18 protein-coding genes are annotated in these 18,286 nt (G+C 58.8%); 10 read left to right on the top strand and 8 right to left on the bottom strand.

Annotation, left to right across the window (positions count from 1 at the left end):
- Positions 1-7: 7 nt before the first annotated feature.
- On the top strand, positions 8-451 hold the full coding sequence (locus tag J3R80_RS10845) for a hypothetical protein (RefSeq protein ID WP_275393794.1): 444 nt from the start codon (positions 8-10) through the stop codon (positions 449-451).
- A 270-nt stretch (positions 452-721) separates the two neighbouring features.
- Here the strand turns inward: J3R80_RS10845 and J3R80_RS10840 are convergent, their stop codons facing one another.
- Positions 722-2,956, bottom strand: a complete 2,235-nt coding sequence (locus J3R80_RS10840) for a molybdopterin cofactor-binding domain-containing protein (RefSeq protein WP_275393793.1) — start codon at positions 2,954-2,956, stop codon at positions 722-724.
- Positions 2,957-2,958: 2 nt separating this feature from the next.
- Complete coding sequence (locus tag J3R80_RS10835; protein WP_275393792.1) at positions 2,959-3,417, bottom strand: (2Fe-2S)-binding protein; 459 nt, start codon at positions 3,415-3,417, stop codon at positions 2,959-2,961.
- A gap of 386 nt (positions 3,418-3,803) precedes the next feature.
- On the opposite strand from J3R80_RS10835, the gene J3R80_RS10830 reads away from it, so the two are divergent.
- Genes J3R80_RS10830 through J3R80_RS10820 form a run of 3 tightly spaced genes read left to right on the top strand, consistent with a single transcriptional unit; the run spans position 3,804 to position 7,346 of the window.
- On the top strand, positions 3,804-5,144 hold the full coding sequence (locus J3R80_RS10830; protein WP_275393791.1) for an NAD(P)-dependent oxidoreductase: 1,341 nt from the start codon (positions 3,804-3,806) through the stop codon (positions 5,142-5,144).
- A complete protein-coding gene (preA, locus tag J3R80_RS10825; protein WP_275393790.1) occupies positions 5,144-6,448 on the top strand; it encodes an NAD-dependent dihydropyrimidine dehydrogenase subunit PreA in 1,305 nt (434 codons plus the stop codon). Before J3R80_RS10830 ends, preA begins: the two co-directional genes overlap by 1 nt.
- A 7-nt stretch (positions 6,449-6,455) precedes the next feature.
- Positions 6,456-7,346: a DMT family transporter gene (locus J3R80_RS10820; protein ID WP_275393789.1), complete on the top strand. Its 891-nt coding sequence runs from the start codon at positions 6,456-6,458 to the stop codon at positions 7,344-7,346.
- Here J3R80_RS10820 and J3R80_RS10815 read toward each other — a convergent pair.
- Both J3R80_RS10815 and J3R80_RS10810 read right to left on the bottom strand, forming a co-directional pair.
- Positions 7,327-7,953 (bottom strand): TetR family transcriptional regulator C-terminal domain-containing protein, encoded by a 627-nt coding sequence (locus J3R80_RS10815; RefSeq protein WP_275393788.1) that lies wholly within the window; start codon positions 7,951-7,953, stop codon positions 7,327-7,329. The genes J3R80_RS10820 and J3R80_RS10815 overlap by 20 nt on opposite strands.
- A gap of 12 nt (positions 7,954-7,965) precedes the next feature.
- Positions 7,966-8,610: a TetR family transcriptional regulator C-terminal domain-containing protein gene (locus J3R80_RS10810; RefSeq protein ID WP_275393787.1), complete on the bottom strand. Its 645-nt coding sequence runs from the start codon at positions 8,608-8,610 to the stop codon at positions 7,966-7,968.
- A 208-nt stretch (positions 8,611-8,818) separates the two neighbouring features.
- Between J3R80_RS10810 and J3R80_RS10805 the strand changes: the two genes are divergently transcribed.
- The 6 genes from J3R80_RS10805 to J3R80_RS10780 all read left to right on the top strand — a co-directional run bounded on the left by J3R80_RS10805 (position 8,819) and on the right by J3R80_RS10780 (position 15,212).
- The gene (locus J3R80_RS10805) at positions 8,819-10,066 is read left to right on the top strand and encodes a Zn-dependent hydrolase (RefSeq protein ID WP_275393786.1); all 1,248 of its coding nucleotides are present in this window, start codon (positions 8,819-8,821) and stop codon (positions 10,064-10,066) included.
- 108 nt (positions 10,067-10,174) lie between these two features.
- Positions 10,175-11,629 carry a dihydropyrimidinase gene (gene hydA / locus J3R80_RS10800; RefSeq protein ID WP_275393784.1) on the top strand — a complete coding sequence of 485 codons (1,455 nt, stop codon included), beginning with the start codon at positions 10,175-10,177 and terminating at the stop codon, positions 11,627-11,629.
- Position 11,630: 1 nt separating this feature from the next.
- On the top strand, positions 11,631-12,413 hold the full coding sequence (locus tag J3R80_RS10795; RefSeq protein ID WP_275393783.1) for an ABC transporter ATP-binding protein: 783 nt from the start codon (positions 11,631-11,633) through the stop codon (positions 12,411-12,413).
- Positions 12,406-13,341, top strand: a complete 936-nt coding sequence (locus tag J3R80_RS10790; RefSeq protein ID WP_275393782.1) for an ABC transporter permease subunit — start codon at positions 12,406-12,408, stop codon at positions 13,339-13,341. The genes J3R80_RS10795 and J3R80_RS10790 overlap by 8 nt, the downstream gene beginning before the upstream one ends.
- Positions 13,338-14,183: an ABC transporter permease gene (locus J3R80_RS10785; RefSeq protein WP_275393781.1), complete on the top strand. Its 846-nt coding sequence runs from the start codon at positions 13,338-13,340 to the stop codon at positions 14,181-14,183. Before J3R80_RS10790 ends, J3R80_RS10785 begins: the two co-directional genes overlap by 4 nt.
- 39 nt (positions 14,184-14,222) lie before the next feature.
- Positions 14,223-15,212: an ABC transporter substrate-binding protein gene (locus J3R80_RS10780; protein WP_275393780.1), complete on the top strand. Its 990-nt coding sequence runs from the start codon at positions 14,223-14,225 to the stop codon at positions 15,210-15,212.
- A 72-nt stretch (positions 15,213-15,284) separates the two neighbouring features.
- On the opposite strand, the gene J3R80_RS10775 is transcribed toward J3R80_RS10780, so the two are convergent.
- The 4 genes from J3R80_RS10775 to napG are packed head-to-tail and all read right to left on the bottom strand — an operon-like array spanning position 15,285 to position 18,265.
- Entirely contained in the window at positions 15,285-15,992 is a 708-nt protein-coding gene (locus tag J3R80_RS10775; protein WP_275393779.1) for a NapC/NirT family cytochrome c, read from the bottom strand.
- 31 nt (positions 15,993-16,023) lie between these two features.
- Complete coding sequence (locus tag J3R80_RS10770) at positions 16,024-16,452, bottom strand: nitrate reductase cytochrome c-type subunit (protein ID WP_275393778.1); 429 nt, start codon at positions 16,450-16,452, stop codon at positions 16,024-16,026.
- A gap of 26 nt (positions 16,453-16,478) precedes the next feature.
- On the bottom strand, positions 16,479-17,402 hold the full coding sequence (napH, locus tag J3R80_RS10765) for a quinol dehydrogenase ferredoxin subunit NapH (protein WP_275393777.1): 924 nt from the start codon (positions 17,400-17,402) through the stop codon (positions 16,479-16,481).
- Positions 17,399-18,265 carry a ferredoxin-type protein NapG gene (gene napG, locus J3R80_RS10760; protein ID WP_275393776.1) on the bottom strand — a complete coding sequence of 289 codons (867 nt, stop codon included), beginning with the start codon at positions 18,263-18,265 and terminating at the stop codon, positions 17,399-17,401. Before napG ends, napH begins: the two co-directional genes overlap by 4 nt.
- Positions 18,266-18,286: the final 21 nt, after the last annotated feature.

The following is an 18,286-nucleotide window of genomic DNA, read 5'->3' as shown; positions in this document are numbered from 1 at the left end:
GCTAATCTTGCCAACTATCGAAATCGACTTGGATGTATATGCTGCCATTTGGACAAACCGCGTTACACCTGAAGCTAGCGAAAACGAGGTCCTAAGGAGGGTGCTCGGCCTCGACGACCCGAACACACTCAGGCCTACGCAGATCAAAAAAGATCTAAAGAGTCACAACTATGGAAAGGAAAGCGCGCCAATGTTGCAAGTCCCAGTTGGCAAGATTCGCTGGATCGACGATGTAGTTGCTGCCCTTCAAACATTGAATGGTCAGGCCACCCTCCATCGGATTTACACACAAGTTGAAAAGCAGCGATCAGAAGCACGGCGAACATTGCCGAAAAACCTTCAAGCAATTGTGCGTCGCTCACTGGAGGAGCAGTCATCTGATTCAGAGGCCTTTAAAGGACGCGATGACTTGTTTGAACACGTCCGGCGTGGCGAATGGCGGCTTAGATAACGATTTGGAGAGATCACACGCGATTAGACTCAAGTCGCCTTTCAATCAAAGTCTCGATACGCAGATTAACCGCTGGATAATCCGGTCAACAGTTCGGGCATCAACTCTAGCCGCCTCTGCGGCCAGCCCTATCCCCTTCTTCTGGCCCCAAATATCCTGGGGTGAATGCGCGCAGCGCAGAGGGGCAAAGCCCCTGCCCCCTATATCAAACGCGCCCGCCATTTCTGACGAGCGCGTTTTTGCCTGACCCCGTGAGTGGTGGAAGATCGGTCAGACGAATGTGAAGCTGTTGGCAAAGGGCATTTCGGTCGGGCGCTCTCCGGTTGCCTGAAATATCGCCTCGGCCAAGGCGGGGGCGGCAGGTGGTACGGGGGGTTCGCCGATGCCCGTCACCCGGTCACGGTTTTCCAGCCCGCGCACGATGATTTCCGGCGTTTGATAGTTCCGCAGCCCCTCGAAATCGAAAAAGTTTTCCTGTTCGGCCTTGCCGTCAGCATAGGTGATTTGACTGTTGATCGCGTGGCCCAGCGCCCAGATCACCCCGCCTTGCACAAGGTTTTCGAAGTTCACCGGGTCGACGACGCGCCCCACTTCGGCGGCGACCCAGACCTTGTCCAGTTTGATGCCATCCTCGGTGTTGGTGATCTCGATCACCTCGGCGACGGGGGTGCCGAAGGACAGGCTGAAAGCAACGCCACGCGCCTTGCCCGGACCAAGGGATCCGCCCCAGCCCGACATCTCGGCCACGGTTTCCAACAGCTTGCGCGATGGTGCGTCTGTCATCAGCCGCAAGCGTTCCTCGATCGGGTCGGCTCGGGCTTCATGGATCAGCGCGTTCAGGAAATTCTCATGGAAAAACCCGTTTTGCGACGCCCCAACTGACCGCCACGAACTGACCGGCCCAAGTTTGGGGGTCCGATACCCCGTCACACGATAATGTGGAATGGCGTAGGGCTGATCCCATAGGGCTTGGGTGATGGTGCTGTCGGGACCGGGCAAGCCAAACCCTTGCCTTTCACCCATCTGACTGTCCAGAATCGACGGGCACGCCACCCGGATATCCATCGCGACGACCTTGCCATCCTCAACCGCCCCCCGCGCACGCATCATGGCAATCGGGCGGGTGTAATCCTGCGCCGTGTCTTCCTCGCGCTTATAGGTCAGCTTGACCGGCGTGCCCGGCAGCGCCATTGCCAGCTCGGTGCAACGTTTGACGACCTCGTCTTCCAGCCGGTGCCCGAAACTGCCGCCCATCATCAGGATATGCACATGGACATTCTCGACCGGCACACCCGTCATGTCGGCCACGCTGGCCTGGGTCATGCGGGGGATCTGATTGCCGGTCCAGACATCGACGCGGTTCTCACCAACCAGAACCGTCGCGTTCAGCGGCTCTAGTGGCGCATGTGCCAGATAGGGCGCGCGATATTCCGCCTCGACCGTCATGGACACGCCATCCACATCACCATCGTCGCGCGGCTGGGAATCTTGGTTGCCTGTTTCAAGCGTATCCGCCAGAACCTGCCAATGTTCATCCTGTGTGGCGGGGTACGGGGCCGGGCCCCATTCAATCTCAATAGCGTCCGCCGCTTGGAAGGCCCGCCAAGTATTATCCGCGATCACGCCGAGACCGCCCGTCACAGGGATGATATGTCGAACACCGCGCATGGTTTCAGCGGTCGTGGCATCGAAGCCGACAACCTCGCCCCCTTTGCGCGGGTTCAGGCGAATGGCGGCGTGGACCATCCCGTCCATCCGCGTGTCGATCCCGTAGGTTTGTCTGCCCGTGGATTTCGCAACCATATCGACACGCTGCATGGGCTTACCAAGAAGCCGCCATTGAGTTGTTGGGCGCAGCGTCACATCGGTGATCGGGTCAATCTGGGCGGCTGTCGCGGCCAGTGCCTGATAAGGTAGCCGCTTGCCATCGGGCAGAACGACGGCGCCCCGCTCGGTCTTCAACTGCGTGACAGCCAGACCACTTTGTTGCGCCGCTGCCGCCTTTAGCGTTTCGCGGGCAACGGCCCCCGCCACGCGTAACTTCTCGTACCCGTCAGGCACTGTGGTGGACCCGCCGGTCAACTGCATGCCCATGAACTTCATCACCGCATCAACGGTCCCGCGCATGGCATTGGCCGCCGCACCTTGGTTGGTGCTTGGAAATGGCACCGCATCATTTGCCAGCGCCGTGTTGTAATAGGCTTTTGACGGCGGGCCAGGATCAACCCTGATCTGGTCAAGCTCAACATCCAACTCCTCGGCAATCAGCGCCGCCTGCACCGAATAGACCCCCTGCCCCATATCCGCGCGCGGAGTGATCAGCGTGATGCCCTCAGCGTTAATCAGTACATAAGGCGTCAGGGCCGCCTCGCCCTCCGCCAAACCATCCAACAACGGGTTCTTTGCAGGTCGTTTGTATTGATAATAGCCAAAGGCGACTCCGCCCAGAATGGCGACAGAACCCACCATGAAGGTGCGACGGGCGATGGTTCCAGCGCGGCCCATGATCAAGTGCCCTGTAACGTTTTGGCAGCCGTTTTCACGGCCGCGCGGATGCGGGGATAGGTTCCACACCGGCACAGGTTGCCCGACATCGCCTCGTCGATATCAACATCCGATGGCTCAGGCGTGTGCGAAAGTAATTCGGCGGCCTGCATCATCTGACCACCTTGGCAATATCCACATTGTGCAACCTGATGTTCTAGCCATGCAGCTTGAACAGCGTGCATTTCATCCGGCGTTCCCAACCCCTCGATCGTGGTGACGGGACCGTCCACATCCGAAACAAATGTCTGGCACGAGCGCACGGCAACGCCGTTGATATGCACCGTGCAAGCTCCGCAGGCGGCAACGCCGCATCCATATTTCGGCCCGTTCAGACCGATTTCATCGCGCAAGACCCACAACAAAGGCATGTCGTCTTCGACATCCACGTCATGAACCGTACCGTTCACTGTAAGTTGCAACGATCAGCCCCCTAATCGCCTATTTGCTGTCTTGGCCCGTCCTGCCAACGCCTAAATGACCGCTGGTCATGTAATAGTGATCATAGAATAGCGCGTTAGGCAACTGTGATTTGAACAAGCCAACCAATCGGTTGCCCGGATGTTCGGGTCTCAAGTGGTTGACCGCACTGGGTCACATATCGGGTTGATACCGATCGCGGCGAGGTTCTGTTCATGACTTTGGTTGGCTCTGGAAGTACGGGACCAGTTGGTATGAATTCGGCACCTTCGACCGGCCAGCCACCTCACCACAGATGCCCGGTCTAATCATTTATTTTTTACCATCTGGTAAAATTCTTGATTCTGTGCCTTGATAGAAAGACGAAAACAAGAACGGGAATCAAAAAATGCCCCAAACCAACAGGGAAAACGGAATATCTCCGGCCCGATTAGCGCCAGCCGACGTGCAAGCCAATTTCTCGGACCTCCACCCAGCATATGATGAACACGAGGCCAGGGTGGCCGCTGATCGTTGCTATTTCTGCCACGATGCGCCGTGTATGACAGCATGCCCCACCTCGATCGACATCCCCCTTTTCATCCGTCAGATCGCAACGGGAACATCGGAAGCCGCCGCGAAAACGATCTTGGACCAGAACATTCTGGGCGGGATGTGCGCGCGTGTCTGCCCGACCGAAACATTGTGCGAAGAGGTTTGTGTGCGCGAAATCGCCGAAGGCAAACCGGTTGAAATCGGTCGCCTGCAGCGCCACGCCACCGACACTTTGATGGCACAAGGCAAACATCCCTTCACCCGTGCGGCGTCGACCGGAAAGACAGTGGCCGTGGTGGGTGCTGGCCCCGCAGGTTTGGCCTGTGCACACCGTTTGGCGATGCTTGGCCACGACGTGGTTGTGTTTGAAGCACGCGCCAAAGGGGGCGGGTTGAACGAATTCGGGATCGCCGCTTACAAATCCACCAACGATTTTGCGCAGAAAGAGCTGGACTGGCTTTTGGGCATCGGCGGCATTGATATCCGCTATGACCAACCGCTTGGCAAATCGGTCACACTGGACGGATTGCAAAGCGATTTTGATGCAGTGTTCCTTGGCATGGGGCTGACAGCGGTGAACGCCTTGCGCCTTGACGGGGAAGACAAGGAAAACGTCACCGATGCGGTCGATTTCATTGCCGAGTTGCGTCAAGCCAGCGACCTGAGCAAGTTGCCCGTTGGGCGGCGCGTTGTCGTCATTGGCGGTGGGATGACAGCCATCGACGCGGGTGTTCAGGCAAAATTGCTGGGCGCCGAAGATGTGACCATCGTCTATCGTCGCGGGCAAGAGGCGATGGCAGCCTCGAAGTTCGAACAGGATCTGGCGCAGCAAAAGGGTGTGACCCTGATCTGCAACGCAACCCCTGTCGGGATCGAAGGAAACGGTTCGCTGACAGGTGTAACCTTCGCCTACACCGAAACCCAAAACGGTAAGCTCGTGACACTGGACGAGACGTTTACCTTGCCTGCCGATCAGCTGTTCAAAGCGATTGGGCAAGCGTTGGGTGACATACCGGACACATTGAAAATCGAAAGTGGTAAGATCACGGTGGACGCGGCACAAAAAACCAATGTCGCGGGTGTCTGGGCCGGGGGCGACTGCGCCTCGGGCGGGGACGATCTGACTGTAACCGCTGTTGCCGAGGGCCGTGATGCGGCCATGGACATCCACGCCACTTTGACAGGAGCAAGCTAATGGCCGACCTGACATCAAACTTTCTGGGAATTAAGTCACCGAACCCGTTCTGGCTGGCCTCGGCCCCGCCCACCGACAAGGAATATAACGTGCGCCGCGCGTTCGAAGCCGGTTGGGGTGGCGTGGTCTGGAAAACACTGGGCGCGGAAGGGCCACCTGTGGTCAACGTCAATGGCCCGCGTTATGGCGCGATCCATGGTGCTGACCGCCGCCTTCTGGGCTTGAACAACATCGAGCTGATTACCGATCGCCCGCTTGAGGTGAATCTTGAGGAAATGACCCGCGTGAAGAAGGACTATCCCGATCATGCGCTGATTGCTTCGGTCATGGTCCCTTGCGAGGAGGACGAATGGAAGCGGATCATCCCGCGCATCGCGGAAACCGGCTGTGACGGGTTCGAGCTGAACTTCGGCTGCCCGCACGGCATGGCCGAACGCGGCATGGGATCCGCTGTCGGTCAGGTGCCGGAATATATCGAGATGGTCACGCGCTGGTGCAAGGAAGCCACCGACCTGCCCGTCATCGTGAAGCTGACGCCGAACATCACCAATATCCTGATGCCCGCGCAGGCGGCCAAGGATGGCGGAGCGGATGCGGTCAGCCTGATCAACACGATCAATTCGATCACATCTGTTGATCTGGATGCGATGTCGCCTGAACCGATGATTGACGGCAAGGGCACGCATGGCGGCTATTGCGGCCCTGCGGTGAAACCCATCGCCCTGAACATGGTGGCCGAGATTGCGCGCAACCCCGGCACGCATGGATTGCCCATTTCCGGTATCGGCGGCGTCACAACCTGGCGCGATGCCGCCGAGTTCATGGCGCTTGGGGCCGGTAACGTGCAGGTTTGCACGGCGGCCATGACCTATGGGTTCAAGGTTGTGCAGGAAATGATTTCGGGGCTCAGCCAGTGGATGGATGAAAAAGGCTACACCTCGGTCGATGAAATCGTCGGACGGGCCGTTCCGAATGTCACCGACTGGCAATATCTGAACCTGAACCACGTCACCAAGGCACGGATTGATCAGGACGCTTGCATTCAATGTGGCCGCTGTTACGCCGCATGTGAAGACACGTCGCACCAAGCGATCAGCATGTCGGATGACCGTGTCTTTGATGTGAAGGATGACGAATGCGTGGCGTGTAATCTGTGCGTCAATGTCTGCCCGGTCGAGGGCTGCATTACCATGGAAACCATTGCGCCGGGCGCCATGGATGAACGAACAGGTAAGGTTGTTGAAAAAGAATATGCCAACTGGACAACCCACCCCAACAATCCAACCGCCACAGCCGCCGAGTAAGGCTGGGATGGCCCTGTCCCCCTCCCGGCAGGGCCATCTGGCGATGTTATCCTTTTCGGCACTGGTTTCGCTGTCGTTCAGCTTTGGCCACATCGTCGCGAAAGAAATCACTCCGACCGCCCTGAACACCGTGCGGTTCGCGCTGGCCGCGCTGGTCCTGTTTGGACTGGCGCGGGTTTTGCGCATTCCCATCGCCCCTGTCTTCACGGGCTTCTGGCGCTTCGGACTGATGGGCGGTCTGATGGCCGTCTATTTCATCACCATGTTCGAGGCGCTTCGCGTCACGACCGCCGTATCCACCGCGGCAGTCTTTACTTTGACACCCTTGATGGCGGCAGGTTGCGGGTTGCTGATCGCGGGGCAGAGGTCAGGCCGCTGGACGCTGATTGCGCTGACAATCGGCGCAGTGGGCGCCGTATGGGTCATCTTTCGCGCAGATATCGGCGCGCTCATGCGGTTCGAGCTTGGCCGAGGCGAAGCGCTGTTTGCAATTGGTGCGCTGGCCCATGCTCTGGTGCCCGCGCTTGCCCGAAAGTTGGCAAGCGATGTCAAACCGTTACAAACTTCACTTGGAACGGTGCTCGGGGCGCTGATCGTTACCGGACTCTATGGATTTAGCGACCTCATCCACACCGACTTCGCAAGTCTTCGCCCTGCGGTTTGGATGGTCATTGCCTATCTTGCTATCGTCACCACCGCTGGCACGTTCTTTCTGGTACAATATGCCGCCCAGCGCCTGCCAGCCAGCAAGGTCATGGCTTACACATATCTGGTGCCAAGTTGGGTCGTGCTTTGGGATTTCTTGTTTTACGGCACCACCCCCCCTGCCCTGTTGCTGGCGGGTGTCGCCGCGACGCTTCTGGCGCTTGCGATGTTGCTTAGGGGTGAAGCGCCCTGACGAGCATGTGCTTGATAAACACTTCCGCATCCTCAAACCGCGTATCACTGCGCACCGGACCCAAAACCGCCTGCACCTGCAAATCGAAATCGGCATAGTGCTGGGTCATCGCCCAAATCGAGAAGATCAGGTGATGCGGATCAATGGTCGCCAGCCGTCCCTCGACCATCCAGGTGGCAATGACCGCTGCTTTCTCATCGACCAGTGATTTAAGGTCCTTTGTCAGCATATTCCCCAACCGTGGGGCACCATGCAGTATTTCGGTTGCGAACAACCGGCTTTCGCGCGGCATCTCGCGTGACATTTCCATCTTTCGACCGACATAGGTCAAAATCTCGTCCAGCGGTTCGCCGTCCTCGGACAGATCGCGCAAGGGGCTGACCCATTCTTCCAGCAGGCTTTCCAGAAGCTCGGAATAGATCGCTTCCTTGCCACTAAAATAGTAGACGATGTTTTGCTTGGACAACCCGGCAGCATCCGCGATTTGGTCCAAGGTCGCCCCGCGCAGTCCTTTTTCCGAGAAGACGTCCAGCGCCGCCTCAAAAATCGCCCGCCGTTTCTCGCGCTGTATGCGGGTGGGGCGGGATGTCGATCCTGCTTTCGCCATGATATGCTGTCCCTACGCCCGGTTGAGATCTGGCAGCGCGACACCGCATAGCAGAAGGTCTTTCACCGCCGCCTTCGTCTCGTTCCACTGCGCATCGGTGAGTTCAACGCCGTCGTTCAAGGTCGTGATCTGATGGGTGAAATCCGCGTAATGCTGCGTCATTGCCCAGATCGCATAAAGCAAATGGCGTGGGCTGATCGGTCGAATCTGGCCGTTTTCTATCCATGCATCGATCACCGCAATCCGGTTCTCTGTCCATGATCTCAACTCCTCTTCCAGATAGTCCTGAACGATGGGCGCACGCTGAATGATCTCGTTCGCCCAGACCTTTGATCCATACGGTCTTGTCCGGGCCAGATCGAGCTTTGTGTCGATGTAATCGCCCAGTGCGTGGATCGGATCGTTGTCTGTCGCGATACTGTCTGCGGCGGCGCGCCAGATATCAAAAATCTCACCCACGACACGTCGATAGAGCGCCTCTTTCGTTTCAAAGTAATACACGACGTTCGACTTGGGCAGCCCCGCCACCGCCGCGATCCGACTGATGGATGCACCGGCATATCCGAACTCGGCAAACACCTTTTCAGCGGCGGCCAGAATACGGGCTGTCACCTCTTCGCGATTGCGGCTTTGGATCCCTCTTGTCGTCTTGTTCACGTCGCTCTTTACACTCGCTTTCCAGGCCCTCTTGCGTGCGAAACCAGCACAGGGTTTCATCTTGTGCCACGAGTTTTGCCTGAAAAACAGGTATTTCTGCACGATCGGTCAGAAAAAGATTGACCGATCGTGCAGAAATCCGTCAGCCTGTCATCAAGACGGAATCTAAAATCCGCGCTGCCGCAAGCAAAGCAATTGGGAGATTGATATGAGCCAAGGAAGCAATTTGCGCATTGATCCTGACCGCCTTTGGGACAGCATCATGGAGATGGCCAAGATCGGCCCCGGTGTCGCCGGGGGCAACAACCGCCAGACGCTGACCGATGAAGACGCCGAAGGCCGCGCGCTGTTTCAGACATGGTGCGAAGCTGCGGGTATGACGATGGGCGTCGACACGATGGGCAACATGTTTGCCACCCGCCCCGGCGAAGACCCGGACGCCCTGCCCGTCTATATGGGCTCGCATCTGGATACGCAGCCCACGGGCGGCAAGTATGACGGCGTTCTGGGCGTGTTGGGCGGGCTGGAAGCCGTTCGCACGATGAATGATCTGAACGTCAAAACGAAACATCCGATTGTCGTCGCCAACTGGACCAACGAAGAAGGCACCCGCTTTGCGCCGGCCATGCTGGCCTCGGGCGTGTTTGCGGGCAAGCACACGCAAGACTGGGCCTACGCGCGCGAAGATGCCGAGGGCAAGAAATTCGGAGACGAGCTGAAGCGCATCGGCTGGGTCGGCGATGAAGAGGTCGGCGCGCGCAAGATGCACGCGATGTTCGAACTGCACATCGAACAGGGCCCCATTCTGGAAGCCGAGGGCAAAGACATCGGCGTCGTCACCCATGGTCAGGGCCTGAACTGGCTGGAAGTGACCATCACGGGCAAGGAAAGCCACACAGGATCAACCCCCATGCACATGCGCATCAACGCGGGCCGTGGCTTGGCGCTGATCACCGAACTGGTCCACGAGATTGCGATGAAGCACCAACCCAACGCGGTGGGGGCGATCGGCCATATCGACGTCTATCCAAACTCGCGCAACATCATCCCCGGCAAGGTCGTCTGCACCGTCGATTTCCGCTCGCACCTGCAAGAGGTGATCGACGCGATGATCGCTGAGTTTGACGAGCGTGCGCCCAAGCTTTGCGCCGATATTGGGGTTGAGATGAGCTGGGACATGGTCGGCACTTTCGACCCGCCCGCATTTGATGAGGGCTGCGTGAAGGCCGTGCGCGATGCGGCGGAAGAGCTGGGCTATAGCCACATGGATATCGTCTCCGGCGCAGGCCACGACGCCTGCTGGATCAACGAGATCTATCCGACTGCAATGATCATGTGCCCTTGTGTGGACGGGCTGTCGCACAACGAGGCCGAGGAGATTTCCAAGGACTGGGCAGCGGCGGGCACGGATGTGTTGCTGCACGCAGTGCTGGCGACGGCGGAGATTGTGGAGTGAAGCTGCACCGCCGGACCGGGGCCAGCCCCGGACCCCGGGATATTTTTAGCCAGAAGAAGAGGTAGGATCCTGAGCGATACCGGCCCAAGGCAATCAGGGAGATAACAAATGACCAAAGTCATCAAAAACGGAACCGTCGTCACGGCGGACCTCACTTACAAAGCAGACGTCCTAATCGAGAACGGCAAAATCATCGAAATCGGACCGGACCTGAAAGGCGACGAGGTGCTCGACGCCACCGGGTGCTATGTCATGCCCGGCGGGATCGACCCGCATGTGCACCTCGAAATGCCCTTTATGGGCACCTATTCCTCGGACGATTTCGAAAGCGGCACGCGGGCCGGTCTGGCGGGCGGCACCACGATGGTGGTTGATTTCTGCCTGCCAAACCAAGGCGAAAGCCTGCTGGATGCGTTGAAGCGTTGGGACAACAAATCGACCCGCGCGAACTGTGACTATTCGTTCCACATGGCTGTTACGTGGTGGGGCGAGCAGGTGTTTAACGACATGCAAACTGTTGTGCAGGAGCGCGGTATCAACACCTTCAAGCACTTCCTCGCCTATAAGGGCGCGCTGATGGTGAATGATGACGAGCTTTATTCGTCCTTCACCCGTCTGGCCGAACTTGGCGCCACCCCGATGGTCCACGCCGAAAACGGTGATGTGATTGCCGAGCTGTCCGCCAAGCTGCTGGCCGAGGGCAACACGGGACCCGAGGCGCACGCCTATTCCCGCCCCTCTCAGGTCGAAGGCGAGGCCACCAACCGCGCGATTATGATCGCCGATATGGCCGGCGCGCCGCTTTACGTGGTGCATGTCTCGTGCGAGGAAGCGCACGAGGCTATCCGCCGCGCCCGTATGCAAGGCAAGCGCGTGTGGGGCGAGCCGCTGATCCAGCACCTGACGCTGGATGAAAGCGAGTATTTCAACGCCGATTGGGACCACGCCGCCCGTCGCGTGATGTCGCCCCCCTTCCGCAATCAAAAGCACCAAGACAGCCTGTGGGCGGGTCTGCAGTCGGGCAGCCTTTCGGTTGTCGCGACCGACCACTGCGCCTTCACGACCGAGCAGAAACGCTTTGGCGTGGGCGATTTCACCCAAATTCCCAACGGAACCGGCGGGCTTGAGGATCGGATGCCGATGCTGTGGACCCACGGCGTGGCCACGGGCCGTCTGACAATGAACGAATTCGTCGCCGTGACCTCGACCAATATCGCGAAAATCCTGAACTGCTATCCGCGCAAGGGGGCCGTGCTGGTCGGCGCTGATGCGGACCTTGTGGTTTGGGATCCCGAGAAGTCCAAGACCATCGCGGCAAGCACGCAGCAATCCTCGATCGACTACAACGTCTTTGAAGGGCACGAGGTCAAAGGCCTTCCGCGCTTCACCCTGACACGTGGTCAGGTGGCTGTGCATGACGGAGAGATCCGCACGCAGGAAGGCCATGGACAGTTTGTCGAACGCGCACCGAATGCGACGGTGAACACGGCGCTGTCCAAGTGGAAAGAACTGACCGCACCGCAACCGGTCAAACGCACCGGCATTCCGGCGACGGGGGTCTGACGTGACGCGAGAGACGGCAATCAAGGCAGAGAACCTCTCTCTGACCTTTCAGACCAATGACGGGCCGGTGCATGCGTTGAAGGACGTGTCGCTTGACATCAACAAGGGCGATTTCGTCAGCTTCATCGGTCCGTCAGGATGTGGCAAGACCACCTTCCTGCGCTGCATGGCCGATCTGGAACAACCCACTGGCGGGTCGATCACGGTCAATGGCGTATCTGCGCGCGAGGCGCGCAAGTCGCGCGCCTATGGCTATGTCTTTCAACATGCAGGGCTTTATCCGTGGCGCACCATCGGCAAAAACATCCGTCTGCCGCTTGAGATCATGGGTTACCCGAAAGCCGATCAGGACGCGCGCATCAAGCGTGTGTTGGAGCTGGTCGAGCTGGACGGTTTTGACAAGAAATTCCCGTGGCAGCTGTCTGGCGGAATGCAGCAACGTGCCTCGATCGCGCGGGCGCTTGCCTTCGATGCTGACATTCTGTTGATGGACGAGCCCTTCGGCGCACTAGACGAGATTGTGCGGGACCACCTGAACGAACAGCTTTTGAAGTTGTGGGCCAAAACTCAGAAAACGATTGCCTTCGTCACCCACTCGATCCCCGAAGCCGTCTATCTGTCGACCAAGATCGTGGTTATGTCACCTCGTCCAGGTCGTATCTCTGACGTGATCGAGAACCCGTTGCCAGTGGATCGGCCGCTGGACATTCGTGACACGCAGGCATTCTTGGACGTGGCCCATCGGGTGCGTGAAGGGCTGCGCGCGGGGCATTCTTATGACTAAGACCGCGCTTTCCGTATTGACCGTGTTGGCTGCAATTGTCGTCACCTGGTATCTGGCGGTCGCCCCGATGAACATTCGTGTTGCCCTGGATCAGGCCGAGCGCGCGGGCGGGGCCATTGACCCCCCTTCGGCGGTCGAGCGGCGCGAAATGTCGAACTGGGTGTTGATGGCGAAAAACCGTGATTACATCTCGGAAGGGTATAATCTTGAACGACCGCGACTGCCCACGCCAAAACAGGTCGCACAGGAATTGTGGAAAACCACCGGGGCCATGGTTCTGAAAGGTCGCACATGGTCGAAGCGGTCGTTGATCTATCATGGTTGGATTACGCTGCAATCGACGTTTTGGGGTTTCTTGCTGGGCACGACCATCGGGATCATCGGTGCCGTCGCCATTGTACAGTCCCGCGTGATCGAAATGTCGGTGATGCCGTGGGCCATCATTTCACAGGCCATCCCTATTGTGGCACTGGCCCCGATGATCATCGTCCTGTCATCACAGGTAGGGATCGAGGGGCGCGGCTTTCCCAAGGCGTTGATCTCATCCTATCTATGCTTTTTCCCGGTGCTGGTCGGGATGGTCAAAGGGTTGCGATCACCAACCAGCGAGCAATTGGATCTGTTGAAAACCTATAGCGCCTCGGGCGTGCAGCGGTTCCTGAAACTGAGGGTGCCTGCCTCTCTGCCTTATCTGTTTACTTCGCTCAAGATCGGCATTGCGGCAGCACTGGTCGGTGCCATCGTGGGCGAGCTTCCCACAGGCGCAATCAGCGGCCTTGGAGCACGTATTCTGATCGGCGACCAGTTCGGCACGCCGCTGGCGATCTGGGCGGCCCTGTTTGCAGCGGCAATCCTGGCAGGGGTGCTTGTCACCCTTCTTGACCGCACACAGCAGGTGCTTTTGCGACGGATGGGGATGCGGTCATGAATTGGTTGATCATTGCCATTATCTTCTGGCTGGCGGCTTGGGCCGCGAATGTCGCAATGGTTCGGTCGAAATGGTCCGACACCACGCTGGTGCGCTTCGTTGTTCCGGTCATCTTCGGCCTCACGCTGGTCGTCGCTTGGGAGGCGCTGGTCCACACGTTCAATGTCTCGGCCGCCATTCTGCCCGCCCCCTCTGCGGTTGCCGACACGTTTGCCAGATCGACCGACATGCTGTGGGAGGATTTCACGCAAACCGTCCTGAAAGGCGCGTTGCGAGGGTATTTTATCGGCGCCGCGGCGGCTTTCGTGGTTGCCATCCTGATCGACCGATCACCGTTTCTGACCCGCGGGCTTCTTCCGATCGGAAATTTTGTCGCCGCCCTCCCTATTGTTGGTGTCGCACCAATCCTGGTCAGCTGGTTCGGATTTGATTGGCATTCAAAAGCCGCCGTAGTGGTCGTCATGGTGTTTTTCCCCGTGCTCGTGAATACGGTACAGGGGTTGCGCGAAACGGATGCCATGCTGCGGGACCTGATGAAAACCTATGCCGCAGGGTATTTCAAAACCCTGTGGAAACTGCGCATTCCCGCCGCCATGCCATTTATCTTCAACGGTTTGAAAGTCGGCGCCACGCTCGCCCTGATCGGCGCAATCGTGGCTGAATATTTCGGATCACCCACACGCGGCATGGGGTTTCGCATTTCGACCGGGGTCGGCAGCCTGTCGATTGACCTTGTCTGGGCCGAGATCGTCGTCGCGGCATTGGCAGGCACGCTTTTCTATGGTGTGGTTGCATGGTTCGAAAAGAAGGTGACATTCTGGCACCCATCCCAACGAGGCTGAGCAAAATAATAACAAACTAAGTTCAACAAGGAGAAAATGATGAAATTCAATTCAGTGATCGGGGCCATGGCCCTGGCTGTCACATCAGGTACCGCGATGGCGGCGGATGATGTGACCTTGCAGTTGAAATGGGTCACGCAATCCCAGTTCGCCGGGTATTACGTCGCGCTGGATCAGGGCTTCTATGCCGAAGAAGACCTTAACGTCACCGTCCTTCCGGGCGGGCCCGACATTGCCCCTACGCAAGTGATTGCTGGCGGCGGCGCTGACGTTATTGTCGAATGGATGCCCGCCGCCCTTGCCGCACGCGAAAAAGGCCTGCCATTGGTCAATATCGCACAGCCCTTCGCATCGTCTGGCATGATGCTGACCTGCTGGGGCGACGTCGGTATCGCAAGCCCGGATGATCTGGCCAACCGCACGCTTGGAGTCTGGTTTTTCGGCAACGAGTTTCCGTTCATGAGCTGGATGTCCAAGATGGGCTTGTCGACCGACGGGGCCAGCGAAACCGGGGTCGAGGTTCTGAAACAGGGCTTCAACGTCGATCCGCTGTTGCAGCGTCAGGCCGATTGCATTTCGACCATGACCTATAACGAATACTGGCAAGTGATCGACGCTGGTGTGACGCCGGAAGAGCTGATCACCTTCAAATATGAAGATCAGGGCGTCGCAACGCTTGAAGATGGTCTTTACGTGATGGAAGAAAATCTGAGCGACGAAGCCTTCGCCAACAAGATGGAACGCTTTGTGCGCGCGTCGATGAAAGGGTGGAAATGGGCCGAAGAAAACCCGGAAGACGCCGCGATGATCGTACTTGAATATGACGAAACCGGCGCGCAGACCGAAAAGCACCAGGTCCGCATGATGGGCGAGATCGCCAAACTGACCGCAGGGTCAAACGGTGCCCTTGACCCCGCCGCGTATGAGCGGACGGTCGAGACGCTGTTGTCCGGCGGATCCGATCCCGTGATCACGAAAGAGCCTGAAGGGGCATGGACCAGCGTCATTACAGATGCGGCCCTGAACTGATCGGGCCAGCACACAAAGAAGAAACGGCGCGCTGACCTCAGCGCGCCGTTTTGTTTCCCGGGTGTTTCGAAATCAGTTGGACGACCCTGACAGATACCCATTTAGTTCTTCTTTCGCGTCGGCCACGACACGACCGCTTGGCAGGGTCAGATTGCCCCCAGCCGCAAGCTGATCCGACATTTCCTCATAGCGCGCTTGCCAGTTTTCGGGCAGTTCATGTGCGATGCCTTGGTGGCAGTCGATACAGGTCTTGCCTTCGTCCAGCGCGATCTGGTGGTTGTCGGCGGCGCGGTTTTCCTGCTGCGTGAAGTCCATGAAGTCGAAGCTGTGGCAGTTACGGCATTCCTTGGAATCCGTCGATTTCATCCGGCGCCATTCACGGGCGGCCATGTCAATACGATGATCTTCGAACTTCTCGCGCGTCCAGATCGAGCGTGTGATGAAGTGTCCATACAGCTCTTTCGAGGCTTGAATCTTACGCACGATCTTCGGCCCCCAATCCTTGGGCACGTGACAATCCGGGCAGGTCGCCCGCACGCCCGAACTGTTGTTCTGATGCACCGAGCCCTGATACTCGGCATAAACGTTATCCTCCATCTCGTGACACGAGATGCAGAATTTTTCGGTGTTGGTCATCTCAAGCGCCCAGTGGAAACCACCCCAGAAAACGACCCCGGCGCCGAAGCCGACAATCAGGATGATACCAAGCGAGATCGCCCCCGCAGGCGACCAGAATTTGCGCCACGTTCGGCGGATGAAACCGGGGTTTGCTTTCGACATGTCCCTTATCCTTTCCCTTGTCCGTCCAGCCCTAGTTCGACGGCGCGAACGTGTTGTCGACAAGTGCGGGCGCATCTGCCTGCGGCACGTGGCACTGGTTGCAGAACCAGCGGGTTCCGGCGACGGTATCAAGCTGGTTGCCTTCGCGATCCAGATAATGGGTCATCGACAATGTCGGTGCCCGACGCTCGCCAGCCACGGTCCAGTCATGGCAAGACAGGCAGCGGTTGGCTTTCAGGTCGATCTGATATTGGTCGATCGAGTGGGGCACCAAGGGGGGTTGCTGGCGATAGTTGCGCGCAAACCGGGTTTCCTTCTGGTGAAACACATCTTCGACCGCAACGGGATCGGACACGTCGGCCCCGCGCAGAGTGCTGACGCCTCCTGTGCTTTGCGCGAAGGCAACGGTCGCCAGAAGCGTCGGGGCAACGATGGCGCTGATCAAAAAGTTCTTATTCATTTGGGCATCTCCCGTATTTTTGTGTCTCAGGCCGCGCGACTGGCCTCGGGTTGACGTTGTTTGTTCCGGCGGACCGCGCGGGCTGGCGCGGGGGTCGTATCGAACCGGGTCGTGAACTTGAAAACATCGGGCGCGCAGACATCCACGCAGCGACCGCAATTGGAGCAATCGGGCGACAGGATGATCGGCGTGTCCTCATCCGCGCCGCGAAGCGCGGGGGTGATAACATGCATTTCGGGGCAGACTGCGAAGCAATCCATGCAGTCGTCGCATTCAGAACGTTTGACCGCGCTGACCCGCAGGATCGAGCCATGACCGAGCAGGCCGTAGAAGGCCCCGACCGGGCAGAGATGTCCACACCATCCCCGGCGCGACACCACAAGGTCGAACAGAAACACAGCCAGCACGAAGGTCCAGGCGAAACCCATCCCAAAGATCAGGCCACGGTGCAACATCGAGATCGGGTTCACGAACTCCCACGCGATCGTGCCGGTCAGGGCGGACACGACCAGCACCATTCCCAACACCCAATACCGGGTGCCGCGTTTGGGCTGCCAGCCCTTGGCCAGACCAAGGCGGTCATGCAACCAATGGGCAGCATCGGTGACGGGGTTGATCGGACAAACCCAGCTGCAATAGACGCGACCCCCGATCAGGGCATAAACCACCCCTACGATCAGCGCGCCGATGATGGCGGTCATTTCGGGCCAGTGTTGGGCCACCAGCCCCTGCACCAAAACGAACGGATCGGTCAGCGGTAGAACATCGAATGTCAGCGATCCGGCCAGATTGCCTTTCACCCACCAGATGCCGAACCACGGGCCCAGCAGGAACAGACCAAGGAAAAACGCCTGAGCCACACGGCGCAGGATCAGGAACCGATGGGCCATCCACCAGCCTTTGTCGCGAATGGCCTCTTGACCGACGGGAAGGGCGGTCTTCTCGCTCATTGCCCTGCCCCCCCTGTGCCGGGAAGTTCGAAGGAGGGGGTGAAGCCGCCATCCATCGACGGATCGGGCATCCCGTCGGGCAGATAGCCCCCCGGTGCAGCCAGATTGTCGGTGCCCGGTCCGGGCAGGCGATCGGGCAAGTCGATGATGTCGTCCACCATCGGGTTGCGGTCTTCCCACCCCAGCTTGTAGTGATCTGCAGCCTCGGCCATGGCAACACGGCGCGGCAGAACCTTGATCGCGGCCTCGCCCGGCAGGACGCAGGATTTCTCGCATTTGCCACAGCCGGTGCAGTGATCGGAATGCACGATGGGCATGAAGATCGCGTGCGCGCCAGAGCGTTCGTTGTGACGACGCTCCAACGTGATGGCTTTGTCAATCACCGGGCAGACGCGATAGCAGACATCGCAGCGCAGACCGAGCGCATTCAGGCAATGCTCCTCGTCGATCAGCACCGCAAGCCCCATGTCGGCGTCGTCGATATTGGTCAGCCCGTGATCCAGCGCGCCGGTTGGACAAGCAACAACACATGGGATGTCGTCACACATCTCGCACGGGATATCGCGGGCGGTGAAATAGGGTGTGCCGGTTGCGGGGCCTTCGATCCCCAACTCGGCCAGCTTCAGCGTATCATAGGGACAATCCCGCACGCAAAGCCCACAGCGAATGCAGGCCGCCAGAAAATCCTCTTCCGGCAGGGCACCCGGCGGTCGGATGGCTTGTGCGGGCAGCGCCCGCGCATCCGTCGCCAGTTTGCCAAGCGCCATGCCCGCCACCGCGCAAGCGCCTGCCGCCCGCGCTGCGTCCTGAAGGAAGCGGCGACGACTTGTCGGCGTGGCGTTGCGTTTTGGGGCGGCGGACATGGTGTTTCTTTCCTTCAGTAC

The organism is Aliiroseovarius sp. Z3, from assembly GCF_029105185.1.
Classification (GTDB): Bacteria; Pseudomonadota; Alphaproteobacteria; order Rhodobacterales; family Rhodobacteraceae; genus Aliiroseovarius.
The sequence above is the reverse complement of the archived record's forward strand: the minus strand, read 5'-3'. Positions and strand labels throughout refer to the sequence as shown.